Origin of the sequence: Neoroseomonas marina (genome assembly GCF_012927745.1) — a bacterium.
In the GTDB taxonomy this organism is placed as follows: Bacteria; Pseudomonadota; Alphaproteobacteria; order Acetobacterales; family Acetobacteraceae; genus Neoroseomonas; species Neoroseomonas marina.
Genome location: NZ_JABBKX010000005.1, coordinates 101,324 through 118,058, shown reverse-complemented (window position 1 = coordinate 118,058; position 16,735 = coordinate 101,324). Strand labels below are relative to the sequence as shown.

At 73.1% G+C, this 16,735-nt stretch carries 19 protein-coding genes; 8 read left to right on the top strand and 11 right to left on the bottom strand.

All coding sequences use genetic code 11. The features are described 5' to 3' along the window. Positions 1–10 precede the first annotated feature (10 nt). From GWK16_RS15495 to GWK16_RS15485, 3 genes are all read right to left on the bottom strand, one after another. Positions 11–607 carry a hypothetical protein gene (locus GWK16_RS15495; RefSeq protein WP_170054885.1) on the bottom strand — a complete coding sequence of 199 codons (597 nt, stop codon included), beginning with the start codon at positions 605–607 and terminating at the stop codon, positions 11–13. 37 nt (positions 608–644) lie between these two features. Further along, complete coding sequence (locus GWK16_RS15490) at positions 645–1,730, bottom strand: site-specific DNA-methyltransferase (protein ID WP_170054884.1); 1,086 nt, start codon at positions 1,728–1,730, stop codon at positions 645–647. 127 nt (positions 1,731–1,857) lie between these two features. Then, positions 1,858–2,478, bottom strand: coding sequence for a ribonuclease HII (locus GWK16_RS15485; RefSeq protein WP_170054883.1), 621 nt, complete (start codon positions 2,476–2,478; stop codon positions 1,858–1,860). Between the two features lie 23 nt (positions 2,479–2,501). Between GWK16_RS15485 and GWK16_RS15480 the strand changes: the two genes are divergently transcribed. The 3 genes from GWK16_RS15480 (at position 2,502) to GWK16_RS15470 (ending at position 5,531) form a co-directional block, all read left to right on the top strand. Continuing rightward, positions 2,502–3,380: a LysR substrate-binding domain-containing protein gene (locus tag GWK16_RS15480; protein WP_170054882.1), complete on the top strand. Its 879-nt coding sequence runs from the start codon at positions 2,502–2,504 to the stop codon at positions 3,378–3,380. 99 nt (positions 3,381–3,479) lie between these two features. Next, complete coding sequence (locus GWK16_RS15475; RefSeq protein WP_170054881.1) at positions 3,480–4,550, top strand: NAD(P)H-dependent flavin oxidoreductase; 1,071 nt, start codon at positions 3,480–3,482, stop codon at positions 4,548–4,550. Positions 4,551–4,574: 24 nt separating this feature from the next. Beyond that, positions 4,575–5,531, top strand: coding sequence for an NAD(P)H-dependent flavin oxidoreductase (locus GWK16_RS15470; protein WP_170054880.1), 957 nt, complete (start codon positions 4,575–4,577; stop codon positions 5,529–5,531). Positions 5,532–5,550: 19 nt separating this feature from the next. Here GWK16_RS15470 and GWK16_RS15465 read toward each other — a convergent pair whose 3' ends face one another. The 3 genes from GWK16_RS15465 to GWK16_RS15455 all read right to left on the bottom strand — a co-directional run bounded on the left by GWK16_RS15465 (position 5,551) and on the right by GWK16_RS15455 (position 7,939). Next, complete coding sequence (locus GWK16_RS15465; protein WP_170054879.1) at positions 5,551–5,853, bottom strand: hypothetical protein; 303 nt, start codon at positions 5,851–5,853, stop codon at positions 5,551–5,553. Positions 5,854–6,008: 155 nt separating this feature from the next. After that, complete coding sequence (locus tag GWK16_RS15460) at positions 6,009–7,229, bottom strand: MFS transporter (protein ID WP_170054878.1); 1,221 nt, start codon at positions 7,227–7,229, stop codon at positions 6,009–6,011. Continuing rightward, a complete protein-coding gene (locus GWK16_RS15455; RefSeq protein WP_170054877.1) occupies positions 7,226–7,939 on the bottom strand; it encodes an ArsR/SmtB family transcription factor in 714 nt (237 codons plus the stop codon). Before GWK16_RS15455 ends, GWK16_RS15460 begins: the two co-directional genes overlap by 4 nt. 83 nt (positions 7,940–8,022) lie before the next feature. On the opposite strand from GWK16_RS15455, the gene GWK16_RS15450 reads away from it, so the two are divergent. Continuing rightward, the gene (locus GWK16_RS15450) at positions 8,023–8,373 is read left to right on the top strand and encodes an antibiotic biosynthesis monooxygenase family protein (protein ID WP_170054876.1); all 351 of its coding nucleotides are present in this window, start codon (positions 8,023–8,025) and stop codon (positions 8,371–8,373) included. 7 nt (positions 8,374–8,380) lie between these two features. Here the strand turns inward: GWK16_RS15450 and GWK16_RS15445 are convergent, their stop codons facing one another. Both GWK16_RS15445 and GWK16_RS15440 read right to left on the bottom strand, forming a co-directional pair. Next, on the bottom strand, positions 8,381–9,505 hold the full coding sequence (locus GWK16_RS15445; protein ID WP_170055078.1) for a pyridoxal phosphate-dependent aminotransferase: 1,125 nt from the start codon (positions 9,503–9,505) through the stop codon (positions 8,381–8,383). 38 nt (positions 9,506–9,543) lie between these two features. After that, the gene (locus GWK16_RS15440) at positions 9,544–10,956 is read right to left on the bottom strand and encodes a gamma-glutamyltransferase (protein WP_170054875.1); all 1,413 of its coding nucleotides are present in this window, start codon (positions 10,954–10,956) and stop codon (positions 9,544–9,546) included. Here GWK16_RS15440 and GWK16_RS15435 point away from each other — a divergent pair. The 4 genes from GWK16_RS15435 (at position 10,916) to GWK16_RS15420 (ending at position 14,319) form a co-directional block, all read left to right on the top strand. Beyond that, a complete protein-coding gene (locus GWK16_RS15435; RefSeq protein WP_170054874.1) occupies positions 10,916–12,325 on the top strand; it encodes a M48 family metalloprotease in 1,410 nt (469 codons plus the stop codon). The genes GWK16_RS15440 and GWK16_RS15435 overlap by 41 nt on opposite strands. Further along, positions 12,322–13,056 carry a DsbA family protein gene (locus tag GWK16_RS15430; protein ID WP_170054873.1) on the top strand — a complete coding sequence of 245 codons (735 nt, stop codon included), beginning with the start codon at positions 12,322–12,324 and terminating at the stop codon, positions 13,054–13,056. Before GWK16_RS15435 ends, GWK16_RS15430 begins: the two co-directional genes overlap by 4 nt. Then, positions 13,053–13,868 (top strand): MBL fold metallo-hydrolase, encoded by an 816-nt coding sequence (locus GWK16_RS15425; protein WP_170054872.1) that lies wholly within the window; start codon positions 13,053–13,055, stop codon positions 13,866–13,868. Before GWK16_RS15430 ends, GWK16_RS15425 begins: the two co-directional genes overlap by 4 nt. A 103-nt stretch (positions 13,869–13,971) precedes the next feature. Then, positions 13,972–14,319: a hypothetical protein gene (locus GWK16_RS15420; RefSeq protein ID WP_170054871.1), complete on the top strand. Its 348-nt coding sequence runs from the start codon at positions 13,972–13,974 to the stop codon at positions 14,317–14,319. A 29-nt stretch (positions 14,320–14,348) separates the two neighbouring features. Here GWK16_RS15420 and GWK16_RS15415 read toward each other — a convergent pair whose 3' ends face one another. The 3 genes from GWK16_RS15415 to GWK16_RS15405 are packed head-to-tail and all read right to left on the bottom strand — an operon-like array spanning position 14,349 to position 16,667. Further along, the gene (locus tag GWK16_RS15415; RefSeq protein WP_338144488.1) at positions 14,349–15,341 is read right to left on the bottom strand and encodes a Bug family tripartite tricarboxylate transporter substrate binding protein; all 993 of its coding nucleotides are present in this window, start codon (positions 15,339–15,341) and stop codon (positions 14,349–14,351) included. Positions 15,342–15,385: 44 nt separating this feature from the next. Further along, positions 15,386–15,673: a CBU_0592 family membrane protein gene (locus GWK16_RS15410; protein ID WP_170054870.1), complete on the bottom strand. Its 288-nt coding sequence runs from the start codon at positions 15,671–15,673 to the stop codon at positions 15,386–15,388. Positions 15,674–15,677: 4 nt separating this feature from the next. Beyond that, a complete protein-coding gene (locus tag GWK16_RS15405; RefSeq protein ID WP_170054869.1) occupies positions 15,678–16,667 on the bottom strand; it encodes a Bug family tripartite tricarboxylate transporter substrate binding protein in 990 nt (329 codons plus the stop codon). Positions 16,668–16,735: the final 68 nt, after the last annotated feature.

Below are 16,735 nucleotides of genomic sequence, written 5' to 3'. Positions count from 1 at the left end.
CCGCCGAGCGTCAGCCGGTCGGCGTCAGCGACCGCGATCGCGCACTCGTCATCACGAAGAGCGCCCCGACGAGAACGACCACGAGGCCGCCCATGGTCAGCAGCAGCGCGGATTGCTGCATGGTCGCGACAGCCGGCACCGACAACCCGAGGACCGCCCCCACCGCGACGATGCGCCAGGACCCCGCATGCACCCCGGCGACGAAGGTGCCGAGGCCGAGCAGCAGCAGCAGGCCGATCTCGGTCGCGTTGTCATTCACCACGCCGCGCACCGACGGGAGAAACAGCAGCAGCATCGCGCCCAGGAAGGCCAGCCAGTGCAGCGCCTGGGTCCAGATCAGCCGTGTCCGCGCCTTGCGTTCCCCGGCGCCCTTCCAGCCGGCGATCACGCACAGCACGCCGAAGACAGGTGCCAGGATCTGCCAGTAGAGCAGCTTCGGCTGCGGCCCGCCGCCGACGAAGGCAACGCCGGCGAAGCCCGCGACCAGCATCGCCAGGTACGGCGCCTCGGCCAGCAGGATGCGGCCCCAGGACCGCGGCGGCGCGCCCGCCGGCGTCATCGGCGGCTCGGCGGCGGCGCTCGGCCCGGGTGTTGCGGTGTCGCCCATGCGCGGGGCCTCCTCGGTTGGACGCCGCAGTGCGCGATCAGGCCTCGCGCTGCAACTCGGCGCGATAGTCGTCGATCACGCGCAGCCGGCCGTCGCGCGCCTCGACATGCCAGAACAGCCAGCCATTGCAGGACGGCGCTTCCTGCACGGCGGCGCCGACCTTGTGGATCGACCCGCTGGCGAGGCCGCAGCGCAGCGTGCCGTCGGCGCCGACCACCGCTTCCCAGCGCTTCTGCCGGTCATAGAGCTTCGCCCCGGCCGGGACGATGCCGCGTTCGACCAGCGTGCCGAAGGGGATGCGCGGCTGTTCCTTCTTCGACGGCAGCGCCGCGGCGGCATCTTCCGGCGCGGGCTCGACCGCGGCGACGCGGGCCAGCGCGGCATCGGCATAGGATTGTTCGCGCTCGATGCCGATGAAGCGCCGGCCGAGGCGCTTCGCCACCGCCGCCGTCGTGCCGGACCCGAGGAAGGGATCGAGGATCACCTCGCCCGGGGAGGTGCAGGACAGGATCACGCGATGCAGCAGCGCCTCGGGCTTCTGCGTCGGGTGCAGCTTGTCGCCCTTGTCGTCGCGCAGGCGTTCGTGCCCGGTGCAGAGCGGGATCAGCCAGTCGCTGCGCATCTGCAGGTCGTCGTTGAGCGCCTTCATGGCGGCGTAGTTGAATCGGTAGCGGCTCTCGGGCCCGCGTGCCGCCCAGACCAGCGTCTCATGCGCGTTGGTGAAGCGGCGGCCGCGGAAGTTCGGCATCGGGTTCGACTTCCGCCAGATCACGTCGTTCAGGATCCAGTAGCCGAGATCCTGCAGCGCCGAGCCGAGCCGGAACACGTTGTGATAGGCGCCCATCACCCAGATGGTGCCGTCCTTGCGCAGCACGCGGCGGCATTCGGTCAGCCATTCGCGCGTGAAGGAATCATAGGCGCCGAGATCCGCGAAACGGTCCCATTCGTCGTCCACGCCGTCCACGACCGAATCATCGGGGCGGCGCAGCGTACCCTTGAGCTGCAGGTTGTATGGCGGGTCCGCGAAGATGGCATGCACCGAGGCCGGCGGCAGGTGCCGCAGCCATGCGATGCAATCCCCGACCAGCACCTGGTCGAGCGGCAGATCGATCTGCGTCCCCACGCGTAAAACCCCGTCCCCCGACGCGAAGGCCGCAGAATCGCTTGTGCGACTCGGCAGGTCAAGGTTTCCCTGCCTCAGGCGCCGACGCCCGCGCACGGACGAACCGTCCGCGTCGCGGTTCAGGCGATCACAGCAGCCTGTCCACCGGGCCGAAGCCCCGCCGGTGGTGCGGGCTCGGGCCGAGGCGCGCGAGCGCGGCGAGATGCGCCGGCGTCGGATAGCCCGCATGTCGCGCGAAGCCATATCCCGGCCAGCGCGGGTCGAGCCGCGCCATCGCACGGTCCCGCACGACCTTCGCCAGGATCGATGCGGCCGCGATCGAGAGCGACAGCCCGTCCCCGCCCACCACGCAGCGCACCGGGCAGGGCAGGCGTGGCGGCTGGTTTCCGTCCACCAGCGCGATGTCCGGCGCCGTGCCGAGCCGCGCGACGGCGCGCGCCATCGCGAGATGCGACGCCCGAAGGATGTTGACGGTGCCGATCTCGATCACCGAAGCGGCGCCGACGCCGTAGTCGAGCAACCCTTGCGCGGCCGCCGCGCACAGCGCCGCGAAGGCCGCGTCGCGCTGCGCCGGCTTCAGCCGCTTCGAATCATCGAGCAGCGAGGCGAGGCCGCTCGGCGGCGCGCCCCGGAACACGACGGCCGCGGCCACCACCGGCCCGGCCAGGGGGCCGCGCCCGGCCTCGTCCACCCCGGCGGCGCGGCGCACATCCGACTCCAGGCTGAAATCCGGTTTCCGCTCCGACATGGCGCCGCAGTAGCATGGGCGCCATGGACACCACAGACCTTCGCGTCTTCGAAGCCGTGGCCCGGCTTGGCGGCATGGGCCGCGCCGCGGCCGAGCTGCACACCGTCCAGTCCAACGTGACGGCGCGGATCCGGGCGCTCGAGGCCGAGCTCGGCGTCCCGCTGTTCGACCGCCATGCGCGCGGCGTCACGCTCACGCCCGCCGGTCGCCGTCTCCTGCCTTACGCCGAACGCGCACAGCGTCTCGTCGCCGAAGCCGCAGCCGCGGCGCGCGACGACGGCGTGCCGCGCGGTCCGCTCGCCATCGGTTCGCTCGAGACGACGGCGGCGATGCACCTCGCCCCCATGCTCGCCGCCTATGCCCGTGCCTTCCCCGAGGTCGACCTGGTGCTGCGCACCGGCACGACGCGGGAGATGGTCGAGGAGGTGCTCGCCGAACGTGTCGACGGCGCCTTCGTCTGCGGGCCGGTGGAGCACGCCGACCTCGCGACCGAACTCGCCTATCGCGAGGAACTCGCCCTGATGGCCGCGCCGGGCATCCGCGACGCAGCGTCCGCCCTGGCGCCGGAGGGCATGCGCATCATCGTGCTCCGCGCCGGCTGCTCCTACCGCCAGCGGCTCGAGGCGCTGCTCGCCCGCCGTGGCGTCGTCGGCCCGCGCATGCTCGAATTCGGCACGCTGGAAGCGATCTTCGGCGCGGTCGAAGCGGGGCTCGGGGTCACGCTGCTGCCGGCACGGCTGGTCCCCCGCGTGCTGGCGGCGGGGCGCCTTGCCGTCCACCGCCTGCCGCCCGCCGAGGCGATGGTCGAGACCGTCTTCGTCCGCCGGCGGGAGGCACGCCTGTCGAGCGCGCTCGCGGCCTTCCTCGACCAGGCGCGGCGGCGCCCGGCGGTGGCGGCCTGAAGACATCGCTGCCCGCGATCGCAGCCATCGGATCAAAGCGTTTTTCGTGATGCTTCGTCTGGCCTAGCCTCCGGCACCATGGACAGCGGGAGCACGGACATGGCGCGGACCGGCATCGGAGCCCAGGCGGCGCGGGCGGCCGCCTTCTGCGAGCGCTTCGGCCTCAGGCTGCCGATCCTGCTGGCCCCCATGGCCGGGGTGCCGGCGCCCGCGCTGTCGGCCGCCATCGCGACCGCCGGCGGCATGGGCGCGGTCGGCGCCCTGATGATGACGCCCGAGGCGATCACCGACTGGGCACGTACCGTACGCTCCCAATCCAACGGCGCCTTCCAGATGAATGTCTGGATCCCCGACCCGCCGCCGGTGCGCGACGCGGCACGGGAAGCGGCGATGGCCGATTTCCTCGGCGGCATCGGCCCGCGGCCGAGGATCCCGGACGGCCCCTTCCTGCCCGATTTCGACGCGCAGTGCCGGGCCATGCTCGACGCCGGTCCCGCGGCGATCTCCTCGATCATGGGCGTCTTCCCCGACTGGGTCGTGGCCGACGCCAAGACGCGCGGCATCGCGTGGTTCGCGACCGCGACGACCCTTGCCGAGGCACGCGCCGCGGTCGCCGCCGGCGCCGATGCCATCGTCGCCCAGGGCATGGAAGCGGGCGGACATCGCGGCGCCTTCGACAGCGGGACGGCCGAGGCGCAGCTCACCGGCGGCCTGGCCCTGATCCCCCGCTTCGCCGACGCGCTCGACGTACCGGTGATCGCAACCGGCGGCATCGCCGATGCGCGCGGCATCGCCGCCGCGCTGACGCTCGGCGCCAGCGCCGTGCAGATCGGCACCGGCTTCCTGCGCTGCCCCGAGGCCGGGATCCATCGCAGCTGGGCCGACGCACTCGGCACGGTGGAACCCGAGGGCACGATGCTGACGCGCCTCTTCACCGGCCGGCTCGGGCGCGGCGTGGCCAATGCGGCGACCCGCGCCGCGCATCCGGACCCGGCGCCCTATCCGGTGCAGCGCGCCCTCTATGCCCCGGTCCGCGCGGCGGCGGAGGCGGCCAACGATCCCGGCGCGATGCAGATGTGGGCCGGCCAGGCCGCTCCGCTCGCCCGCGTGGAACCCGCCGGTGCGCTGGCGACGCGGCTGTGGGACGAAGCCCGCGCCCTGCTACCGTGACGCCGGGGTGAGGGAGATACGGCCATGCCCTTCCGCAACCGCCTGACCGAGCGGCTCGGCATCGAGCATCCGGTCCTCCTCGCGCCGATGGACTACGTGGCCGGCGGACGTCTCGCCGCCGCGGTCAGCCAGGCGGGCGGCCTCGGCCTCATCGGCGGCGGCTACGGGGACGGGCCCTGGCTCGGCCGCGCCTTCGATGCCGCGGGCAATGCGCGCGTCGGCTGCGGCTTCATCACCTGGAGCCTCGCGAAGCAGCCCGCGCTGCTCGGCCAGGCGCTCGCTCGTGGGCCGGCGGCGGTGATGCTGTCCTTCGGCGACCCGCGGCCCTTCGCCCGGGAGATCCACGAGGCGGGTGCGACGCTGATCTGCCAGGTGCAGACCGTGGCGCAGGCGCATGAGGCGATGGAGGCCGGCGCCGGCGTCATCGTGGCCCAGGGCACCGAGGCCGGCGGCCATGGCCAGTCCCTGCCGCTGACGACGCTGCTGCCGCTGGTGGTCGAGGCCTGCCCCGATATCCCGGTCGTCGCCGCGGGTGGCATCGCCGATGGACGCGGCCTCGCCGCGGCGATGACGTACGGCGCCGAGGGCGTGATGATGGGCACGCGCTTCTACGTCACCGAGGAAGCCGACATCGATCCGCGCGCCAAGGCCCGTGCCGTCGCCGCCGGGCCGGGCGAGACCGTGCGCTCCATCGTCTTCGACATCGCGCGCAAGAACGTCTGGCCGGCGCCCTATACCGGGCGCGTGCTGCGCAACGCGACGACCGAACGCTGGCTCGGCCGCGAGGCCGAGATGCAGGAGCATGCCGAGGAGGTCGCTGCCGACTACGCCGTGGCGCGTGCGCGGGGCGATTTCGACGTCGCCGGCGTGATCGTGGGAGAGGCGTCCGCCCTCATTCACGACATCCCGCCTGCGGCGGCGGTCGTGGAATGCGTGGTGCGCGAGGCGGAAGCGGCGATCGCGCGGGCCGCGCGCGTCTGAACGCGGCCCGCGCTCCGGCTCAGAAGCGGCAGTTGTAGGCGGACATCGACTGCGCCATCTGCTGCGCCATCTGCGTGCACTGCGGACCCAGCATCGGGCGGGTCTGCGGGTTCTGCGCCATCTGACGCCACGAATCCCGCATCTGCGTCACCGCCGCGCCGACCTGCGCGCGGTTCGCCGCCGGGACGTTGGTGTTGAGGCACTGGTCGTACTTGGTCAGGAAGTCGTCGCATTCCGCGACGCCGATGGGCGTCGCCGACTGGGCGAAGGCGGGGCCGGCGGCGAGCACGGCAAGCAGGCCGAGCGCAGGGGTCAGGCGCATGGCTGGAATCCTCTCTGATCTGGTCGCGGATCTGGGCTGCGATCCCGTGGATCGCGGCCGAACCCTGCCAGCGCGGAGCGCCCGCGTGTGTGACGTGTTTCACATCGGGATCGTGACCGGGACTTGACGGTGGCGCGGCAGATCGCGCCTTGCCATCAGTCCCGCGGCCGTGGCAGCAGCAGCCATCCGGCGAGGCCGGCGAGAAGGCATGCCGCGATCGCCCCGAAGCCCGCGCGGTATGCCGCTTCCGGCCGCACGCCGCCGGCTTCCTCGGGGAACAGCCCGACCACCGCCCCGACGAGCAGCGGCAGCAACGCCGACCCCAGCACCTGCGCGAGGTTCACCGTGGTCGCGCCGCGCCCGACCAGGTGATCGGGGAACAGCGATCGTCCTTCGGCCACCACCAGGATCGGATAGGCTGAAAAGAGCACGAGCAGCACCAGCAGCGCCACCGCGGCGGACAACGGCGCCCCCGGCCAGAGCGCGAGACCGAGCAGCGTCGCGGCGGACAGCGCGGCGCCCGCGGTGACGATCGGCCGCCGGCTGCCCACCGATCGCTCGAGCGGCCCGACCATCAGCAGACCCACCGGCATCGCGATGCCCATCGCCCCGAGCACCCATCCGCGCCCGGCGGCGTCCAGGCGGTGGACGTCCGCCAGGTAGGGGCCGGCCCAGAGCCCGAGCACCGTCGCCGCCGCCGCATAGGCGACGAGGTGCATGGACAGCACCCGCGGCAACCCCGGCAGGCGCCAGATCGACACCTGGCCCGCGAGGGCTTCGCGCAGGGTCTCGGCCCGCCGGATCGGCGGCGGACGGTCCGGCGGGTCGTCCCACACCAGCCGCCACCAGATGCCCCAGCATGCCGCCGTCAGCACGGCGGATGCCCCGAGGGCCCCACGCCAGCCCACCCATTCGGCGACCGCGGCCAGCGGCGCCCCCGCGAGCAGGATGCCCATCTGCGACAGCGCGAAGACGCGGCTGAGCGCGAGCGTCATCGCCGGCCCCTGATGCCAACGCGCACACAGCACCACCGCCGCCATGAAGGACGCGCCGCAGCCGATGCCGATCAGGAATCGCGCCGCGAGCAGGCTCGCCCCATCCGTCGCGAAGGCCTGCAGCGCGGCGCCGACCACCGCGATCCCGGTGAGCGCCCCCACCGTCCGCCGCGGCCCCGCGCGGTCGAGCGCCACGCCCACCGGCACCTGCGCGACCAGCAGCGCGCCGAAGAACACCCCGTTCGCCGCGCCGAGCACCGCGGGCGTCAGCGCAAGGTCCGCGATCAGGTCGGGCGCGACCACGCCGAGCGCGGCGCGATGGAACTGCGACAAACCCGTCATGGCGGCGAGCGCCGCCATCAGTGCGACGGCAGGGGTCATGCGGTCTCGAGGCCGATCGCGTCCTTCAGCCCCCGCCGCCCCGCGGGCGTGAGCTCGACGCGGCGGCGCGCGAGGATGTCGCCTTCCCCTGCGGCGGGCAGCCGGCGCAGCCAGCCGCGGGCGATCCAGGCGCTGGCGATTTCCCGCCCGAGCCCGCCGGCGAGATGCGGGCGGCGCTCCGACCAGTCCATGCAGTCGCAGGCGAAGCGCGGCGCGGCATCGGCCCGGTCGAGGTCGACGCCTGTTGCGCTCAGGCGTGCGCGCGCCTCCGGCACGGCATCCCAACCGCCGGGCACCGGGCGCAGCAGCCCCTCGCCGGTCAGCCTTTCATGCAGGGTGACGCCGAGCCGCCCGGCGAGGTGGTTCCAGCAGAGCCGTGCCTGGCGCGCGGTCTCTCCGTGCTTCCAGCTCCGTGCCGGCGCGATCTCGGCGGCGAGGCCGCCAAGTGTCTCGATCGCCGCCGCCACCTGCTCCGACGCCAGCCGGTGGTAGCGATGCCGGCCCTGGGCATGGACGAGGACGAGCCCGCCTTCGCTCAGCCGCGCGAGATGCCCGCTCGCCGTGGCCGCCGTGACGCCGGCCACGCGCGCGAGCTCGCCGGCGGTCAGCGCCTCGCCCCCCATCAGGGCGGCGAGCATGCGCGCGCGGGCCGGGTCGGCCATCAGCGCGGCGATGGCGGCGAGGGGGCCTGGGGCGGTGGGATCGGTCATGCGGGGATGCTATCCCCGTTTGGCGCGATGCGCTTCGGCCCAGGCCGAAGCATTCGTCGCCACGCGCCATGCAGGGTAACGCCATGATCGCCATCATCTTCGAGGTCGAACCGGCTGCCGGGCGGGAGGATGACTATCTCGCGATCGCCGCGACCATGCGGGCGGAACTCGAGAAGCAGCCGGGCTTCATCGCCGTGGAGCGCTTCCGCAGCATCACCAGCCCGTCGAAGCTGCTCTCCCTGTCCTTCTGGGAGAACGAGGAAGCGGTGCGGAACTGGCGTTGCCATGCGGGCCATCGCGGCGCGCAGAAATCGGGCCGCGAGGGAGTCTTCGCCGGCTACCGGCTGCGCGTGGCGGGCGTCATCCGCGATTACGGCATGACCGAGCGGCGCGACCAGGCGCCGGCCGACAGCAACGCGCATTGGGGGCTGTAGCCTGCCTTCAGGCGCGCTTCAGCCAGGTCGCGAGCCGCCCGGGCGCGGCCGTCATGTCCGCCTCCGGCCCGCAATAGGAGAAGCGCAGGAAGCGGCTGCCGCGGTCACGGTCGAAATCGAGCCCCGTGGTCGCCGCGATGCCGGCATGTTCCAGCATCTCGGCGCAGAAGGCGGCGCTGTCGTTGGTCAGGTGGCCGACGTCGCACCACAGGTAGAAGGCGCCGTCGGCCGCCGCGATCTGTGTGAAGCCCGCCTTCGGCAGCCCGTCCAGCAGGGCGGCGCGGCTGCGCGCATAGGCCGCCTTGTTCGCCTCGAGCTCCGCGACGCAGTCCATCGCCGCCTCGGCCGCGATCTGCGCGACATGCGGGGCGCTGATGAACATGTTCTGCGCCAGGCATTCGACCGGGCGGACCAGGTCCTCGGGCAGCACCAGCCAGCCGATGCGCCAGCCCGTCATGGACCAGTATTTCGAGAAGGAGTTCACCACCACCGCGCTGGGGCTGACCGCGGCCGCGGTGCTCTCCTCGACCGTGCCCCAGGTCAGGCCGTGATAGATCTCGTCGCTGATCAGCCGGACGCCATGCGCGTGGCACCAGCGCGCAATCGCCTGCAGCTCGGCCGGCGAGAGCATGGTGCCGGCCGGGTTGCAGGGACTCGCGACGATGAGCCCCTCGGGCCGCGAATCCATCTTCTCCAGCATCGCGAGCGTCGGCTGGAAGCGCGTGGTCGCATCGCAGGGCAGCAGCACAGGCTGCATGCCGAGCGCGGTCAGGATGTTCGCATAGGGCGGGTAGAAGGGCGCGGCCATCGCCACCCGGTCGCCCGGATCGAAGGCCGCGAGGAAGGCGAGGGGAAAGGCGCCCGAGGCGCCGACCGTCACCGCGATGCGCGATTCTGGCACCTCGGCGCCGTAATGGTCGCGGTAGTGCCGCGCGATGCGTGCGCGCAGCGACCGCAGGCCGAAGGCTTCCGTGTAGCCCATCGGATGGGCGTCCTGCAGGGCGCGGATCGCGGCCTCCCGCGCGCCGCGCGGCGCGCCGGTGCCGGGCTGGCCGACCTCCATGCGCAGGATGCCGGGCGCGCCCGGCGGCAGGCTCGCGGCGCGCGCATTGGCGGCCGCGATCACGTCCATGACGAGGAAGGGCGGCGCGTCGGCCGCGCGCCCGACCTTCACCGCCCGAAGGTCCCGATCGACACGCCCGTGCCGCGCGGATCCGCGGTGCCGATGCAGGACGCGTTCGACCCCGGCGCGTAGGACGGGCAGGCGATGACCATGCCGCGGCCCGGATCGGGCACGGCGGTGAACATGTCACCCGGCGCGACGCGGCGCAGCGCGGCGGCCATCGTCGCCCCCGCTGCGGCACCGGCGGCGTACTGGCCCGACCCTGCGGCCGCGGCCCGGAAGGACCGCCGGTCGCGGTTCGTCGCCAGTGCCACCGCGAGAGGCGCGGGCGGCACGTTGCCGATCCCCGGCGCGGCGGCGAGCAGGATGCCCGTCCCCGGCACCACGCGGCCCGTGCCGAACAGGTTGTTCATGCTGAAGGCGCAGGTGACCGCGTTGCCTTCCTGATCCATCGTGATCAGCGTGGTGGACGCGCCGACCGGCGCGCCGACGGGCGGCAGCGCCGGCTGCCCGGCCATGACCGCCTGGAAGGCCTGCGCCGTGCCCGCGCCGCCATCGACGGCGCCGGGCAGGAAGAAGACGCTGTCGATGCTGACATCCACGCGCTCGGTCGCGACGACCTGGGCACGGGCGGCGCGAAGTTCGTCCTGCGTCACGCCGCCGCCCGCGATGACCGATCCGTCCGCGAAGCGGTCCGACAGCCCGCCCTGGTACAGCTCGCCGACGCCGCCCGTGCGCATCTGCGCGAGCGTCGCGCCGAGGTCGAGCTGCGTGATGCGGTCCCCGGGGCGGAGCGGCCCGCCGCCCGGTGCGCCGAACACCGCCCGGGCGTTGGGGTCGTTGAGGAGCGGCGCGGCCACTGCCGCGAGGTCGTCGGTCAGCGCGCGGCTGACCTCGGTGCCGAAACGGGCCAGATCCTCGGCGGGGCGGACGAGCTGCTCGAACCGCAGGCGCCCCCCGCGCGTGTGCAGGAGGTAGAGGCCCCGCGCCATCATCGGCACGGCCGCCGGGCGATCGGCCCCCTGCGGCGGCACGCTGCGCGCCCCGGCGGGGAAGGCCACCGCCTCCACCTCGCGCCGGCGGTTGTTGTAGACGATGCAGGCCCCGCCGCCGCCGAGCCCGGCGCGGGAGGGCAGGGTGACGGACAGCGCGAAGGCGCCGGCCACGGCCGCGTCCACCGCCGACCCGCCGGCCGACAGGATGTCCCGCGACACGATCGCCGCACGGGGTTCCTCGGTCGCCACGCCCCCGAAGAAGCCGCTGACGAAGCCCGGCGTGCCCATCGGCACCGACGGCCCGCGCACGAAGGACGGCATGATGGAGGAGCAGCCCGGCAGCAGCGCCGCGGCGGCGAGCACCAGGGCCACCGCCCCGCCGCGCCGTTCGCGCCGGGGCTCCGGGTGGTCTAGGCTCGCGCCCATGCGGAAGGCGCTGGCGCTCCTGGTCGTCCTTGTGCTCATGCCGCTGGTCCTGGCCCCTCCTGCCGCGCAGGCCCAGGGCCAGGCGCGGGTGGTCACGGTGCGGGATGCGGAAACCGAGGCCCTGGTCCGGGCCATCGCGCATCCCCTGTTCCGGGAGGCGGGGCTGGACCCGGCGTCGATCCGCATCACGCTCCTGCAGGCCTGGGCCATAAACGCCTTCGTCACGACCGGCAACCGGCTGTTCGTCCACACCGGTGTGATCCAGCAGACGGACAGCGCCGCCGAATTCGCCGGCGTCCTGGCCCACGAGACCGGCCACATCGTCGGCGGGCACGTCTCCCGCCTGCCCGAGGAACTGCGTGCGGCCATGATCCGGCAGGTCGCGGCCCTGCTGCTGGGCGGGGCCGCGGCAGCGGCCGGGGGCGGACGCGGCGGCGCCGAGGCCGGGATGGGGATTGCCATGGCCGGCCAGAACCTGGCCCTGCGGGAACTCCTGGCCTTCACCCGGGCCCAGGAGCAGGCCGCCGACCAGGCCGCGATGGGGCTGCTGGTCCGCACCGGCTGGTCGCCCCTTGGCCTCGCGAACCTGCTGGAACGGCTGCTGGAGCAGGAGAATCTCCAGATTTCCCGCCAGGATCCCTATCTGCAGACGCACCCATTGTCGCGCGACCGGCTCGACTTCGTGCGGGAACAGGCGGCGCGGCTGGGCGACACGGACCGGCCCGTGCCGCCGGCCATCGCGGCACGCTACGCCATGGTCCGGGCGAAGCTGGACGGCTTCCTCGATCCTCCGGCGACCACGCTCGCGCGTTACAATGCCGCCGATGCCGCGGCGCCGGCGCGCTATGCCCGGGCCGTCGCCTTGCATCGGTCCGGGCGGCGGGCGGAAGCCGTCGCGCTGATCGACGGGCTGATCCGCCAGGCGCCGACCGATCCCTACCTGCTCGAGCTCAAGGGCCAGATCCTGTTCGAAAGCGGACGGATCCGCGATTCCTTCGCCCCCTATGCCGCGGCCGCGCGCATCGCGCCCCAGGAACCGCTGATCCGCGCCGCCTATGGCCGGGCGTTGACCGAGGCGGGGGACCCGCAATCCCTTGCCCTGGCGGAACGGGAGATCGAGGCCGCGCTGGCCCGCGACCCGGAGGCCGCCTTCATCTGGCGCCTGCTCGCCACCGCCCGGGGCCGTCGCGGGAACGTGGCCGGGGCGGACCTTGCGCTGGCCGAGGAAGCCATGCTGTTGAGCGACTTCGCCACGGCCCGCATGCTGGCCCTGCGGGCGGAGCCGCACCTGCCCCCGGGGCCGTCGCGCCTTCGCGCGCGGGACATCCAGGAAGCGACGCGGCGGGAAAACCTGACGTCCGAGCAGCGGGCGGCGGAAGAAGCGCGGCGACGCGAGGAGAGACGATGAGGCGAGGCTTCCTTCTGGCCGCGGCCGGGGTGATGTTCGGCGGACGGGCGATGGCGCAGTCCTTCTCCGATGCGCAGCGCGCCGAGATCGTCGACATCATCCGCGACGCGCTGCGCCGCGACCCCACCATCCTGCGCGAGGCCTTCTCCGCCATCCAGGCCGCCGAGGAACGCGAACGCGCCGAGGCGCAGCGCAGCGGCATCGTCGCCCAGCGCGCCGCGCTGTTCGAGACGCCCGGCGACCCCATCCGCGGCAACCCGCGCGGGGACGTGACGATCGTCGAGTTCTTCGATGTCCGCTGCCCCTACTGCAAGCGCCTCCATGGCGAGATGGCCGAGGTGCTGCGCCGCGACCGCAACCTGCGGATCATCATGAAGGACCTGCCGATCCTCGGGCCGCAGAGCGTGGTCGGCGCGCGGGCGCTGCTCGCCGCGCAGCGCCAGGGCAAGTACCCGGAATTCTACGACGCGCTGATGCGCCTGCGGGGCGAGCCGACCGACGAGGCGATCCGCGCCGAGGCGCAGCGTATCGGCCTCGACGCCAACCGCCTGTTCCGCGACATGCAGGACGCGGCGATCCAGCAGCGGCTCGACACGAACATCGCGCTTGCCCGCAGGCTGCAGATCGAGGGCACGCCCGCGCTCGTCATCGGCGACACGCTGATCCCGGGCGCGCTGCCGGCCTCGCAGATCGAGCGCCTGGTCCAGGCGGAAAGGGAACGACGGCGATGACCGGCACCGCCTTCATCTGCGTCACCTGCGGCACGCAGTATGCGCCTTCCGCGGCGCCGCCCGCGCGCTGCGAGGTCTGCGAGGATCCGCGGCAATGGGTGCCGCAATCCGGCCAGGCCTGGACGACGATGGAGGCGCTCAGCCGGCGCCACGCGGTGGGCTTCCGGGAGGTCGCGCCGGATCTGCTCGGCGTCGGCGTCTTCCCCGATTTCGGCATCGCGCAGCGCGCGCTGATGCTGCGCACGCCGGCGGGCAACGTGCTGTGGGACTGCGTGGCGCTGCTCGACCCCGCGACGGTGCGGATCGTGAAGGCGCTGGGCGGGCTCGCGGCGATCGCCGTCAGCCATCCGCATTTCCATACCGCGATGACCGCATGGGCGCGCGCCTTCGACTGCCCGGTGCTGATCCATGAGGCGAGCCGGGACTGGGTGAAGGACCCCGATCCCCTGGTCACCTTCTGGTCGGGCGAGACGCACGGGATCATGCCGGGCGTCACCCTGCACCGCCTGGGCGGCCACTTCGCCGGCGGGACGATCCTGCACTGGTCGGCCGGCAAGGGCGCGATCCTGACCGGCGACATCGCTTCCGTCGCGGCCGACCGCAAGCACCTGTCCTTCATGTGGTCCTTTCCCAACTGGGTGCCGCTGCCCGTGGCCGAGGTCGCGCGCATCGGCGCGCGGCTCGATGCGCTGGAGTTCGACGCGATCTATGGCGGCTGGTGGGACCGCGTGCTGCCCAGCGGCGGCAAGCAGGCCGCGCGGGACAGCGTCGCGCGCTACATCCGCGCGGTGACCGAGGGCCTGCCCGCCTGACGGCCCCGCATCACGCGGTGTGAAATCGGTCACTGGCGCCGGCGAGACCATCATGTGTCATGCCGCGACGCCGGGCTGGGCCGGCGCGCGATTCGGAGACGACATGGCGTATCTGGCGGCGGCTCTCGTGGCGATCCTCGGCTTGGCCGCGGCGGTGCTGGGCGGGGCCTTCGCGATGGCCCTCGCACGCCTGCGCCGCCCCTTCCGCGAGGCGCTGCGCGACGAATCGCCCGACGGCGTGCGCGCCCGCGCGGCGAAGGCGGTGGAGGCCATCCGCAACCCGTTGCTGAAGCGCATCGTCACGCGGCGCATCGGCGAGATGATCGGCGTCGCCGTGGTCAAGCGGCTCGTCGAGCAACTGGACGCGGCGGTGTTCTGGTATTCGGCGCTCGCCGTGCTCGGGGGCGCAGCGGTGCTGTTCTCGTTCTTCGTGCCGCGCCTGCTCGCCTAGCGCTTTACCCGGCCGGACGCTTGCGCGGCCTACTCCACCCGCACATTGGCGCGGGTGACGACGTCGGCCCATTTCGCGATCTCCGCGCGCAGGAACGCGGCGAAGGTCTCGGGACTGGTGCCGCCGTCCGGCGTCAGCCGCGGGGGTTCCGCGCCGAGGGCCTCCATGCGCTGGCGGAACGCCGGGTCGAGCGCGATGGCATTGAGCTCCGCGCCCAGTTTCCGCACCACCGGCGCCGGCGTCGCCGCCGGGGCGAGCACGCCGAACCAGGCCGTCGCCTCGAAGCCCGGCAGGCCCTGCTCGGCGACCGTCGGCACGTCGGGCAGGGAGGGATTGCGCTGCGCGCCCGTGGTCGCGATGGCGCGGATCTTCCCGTCGCGGATGAAGGTCAGCGCGGAGGGGATGTTGTCCATCCCGATCTCGATCCGCTCGGCCACCATCTCGGTCAGCATGGGCGCCGATCCGCGGTAGGGCACATGCGTGATGTCGATGTTGGTCGCGAGGCGCAGCTGCTCGACGACGACGTGCGGCGAGGTCGCGATGCCCGCCGTCCCGTAGTTGATCTGTCCCGGCCGCGCACGGGCCTCGCGCACCAGGTCGGCGACCGACCGGATGTTCGTGTTGTTGGCCGCCATCAGCACGTTCGGCACGCGCGTCATCAGCCCGACGGCGGCGAGGTCCTCCGGCTTGTAGGGCATGCGGTCGCGGAAGACGGCGAAGTTGATCGCGCCGGTGCCGATCGTCGTCAGCAGCAGCGTGTGGCCATCGGCCTCGCTGCGCGCGACGAACTCGCCGCCGACATTGCCCGAGGCGCCGGGCCGGTTGTCGACCACCACCTGGTGGTTGAGCCGCCGTCCCAGCATCTCGGCCGTCAGCCGCCCGACGAGGTCGGTCGTGCCCGCCGGGGTGAACGGAATGACGATGCGGATCGGGCGCGACGGGAAGCCCTGCGCGGAGGCGAGGCGCGGCGCGGCGAGCGCAGCGGAGACGGCGGCGAATGCCGTACGGCGGGTGATCGTCACGATGTTTCCTTCCCTTGGCGGCCGGATTGCCCGGCTTTGCTCCATCACGCCCCGGCGGGGGGCGATTGGCAACGATTGCCGCCGCGCGCCTGCTGTCTCTCGCGCGCCCAGCGCGCGATGCCGAACAGGCTGATTGCGATCCAGAACCCCTCCATCAGCGCCGAGGCGAGGTTGAAGTTCACCCACAGCGAGACGGTGATTAGCAGCGATCCGATCAGGTTCACGACCGGGAAAGCAAGCCCGGCCGCGTCCAGCGCGCGCAACTGCGTGCCGAGATAGGCCAGCACGACGAGGAGCGTCCCCGTCGTGCCCACCGCATCGACCAGCGTCACGCCGTCAGTCGACGGTGATGTTGCCGCGGCGGACGACCTCGCCCCACTTCGCGATCTCGGCGCGGATGAAGGTGTCGAAGGTCGCCGGCGTGGAAAAGCCGTCCGGCGTCAGGTCCGGCTTCATGCCGCCCAGGTCGGCCATCTTCGACCAGACCGCGGGGTCGGCCAGGGACTGGTTCACCGCCTGGGCGACGCGGTCGATGACCGGGCGTGGCGTGCGCGCCGGGGCGCAGATGCCGAACCAGGCGGTTGCCTCGACCGCGGGGAAGCCGGCCTCGGCGGTGGTCGGCACGTCGGGCAGCGCCGGCGTGCGCGTCGCGGTCGTCACCGCGAGCGGCCGCAGCCGCCCGTCGCGCAGATGCCCGATGACCGAGGGCAGGTTGTCCACGCCGACCTCGACGCGCCCGGCGATGATCTCCTGGATCATCGGGCCGGCGCCGCGGAAGGGCACGTGGGTGAGGTCGATGTCCGCCGCCTGCTTCAGCAGCTCGCCCGTCATGTGCAGCGAGGTGCCGACGCCCGAGGAGCCGATGTTGAGCTTGCCCGGCTGCCGCTTCGCCAGGTCCACCAGTTCGCGCAGCGTCCGCACCGGCAGATTGTTGTTCACGAAGATCGCGTTGGGCACCTTCACGACCAGCGCCGCGCCGGCGAGGTCCTCGGGCCGGTGCGGCATGCGCGCGCCATACAGCCCGAAATTGATCGCCCCCGAGGAGACGGTCTGCATCAGCAGCGTGTAGCCGTCCGGGTCGGATTTCGCGACGACGTCCGCGCCGATGTTCCCGCCCGATCCGCCCGGCCGGTTCTCCACCACAACCGGCTGCCCGAGCCGCTGCGTGAGCGGTTCCACCATCACGCGCGCGGCGAGGTCGGTCGTGCCGCCTGGCGGGAATCCGACGACGAGGCGCACCGGGCGCGAGGGCCAGGCCTGCCCGAGGGCGGGACGCGCGAGCGGGGCAAGGGCGAGGGCACCCATCAGGGCACGGCGGTCGATCATTCTTGTCTTCTCCTCCCGGCGGACCGCATCGCGGCCCGTTGACGAACGTCCCAAACTGACCTGCCGCG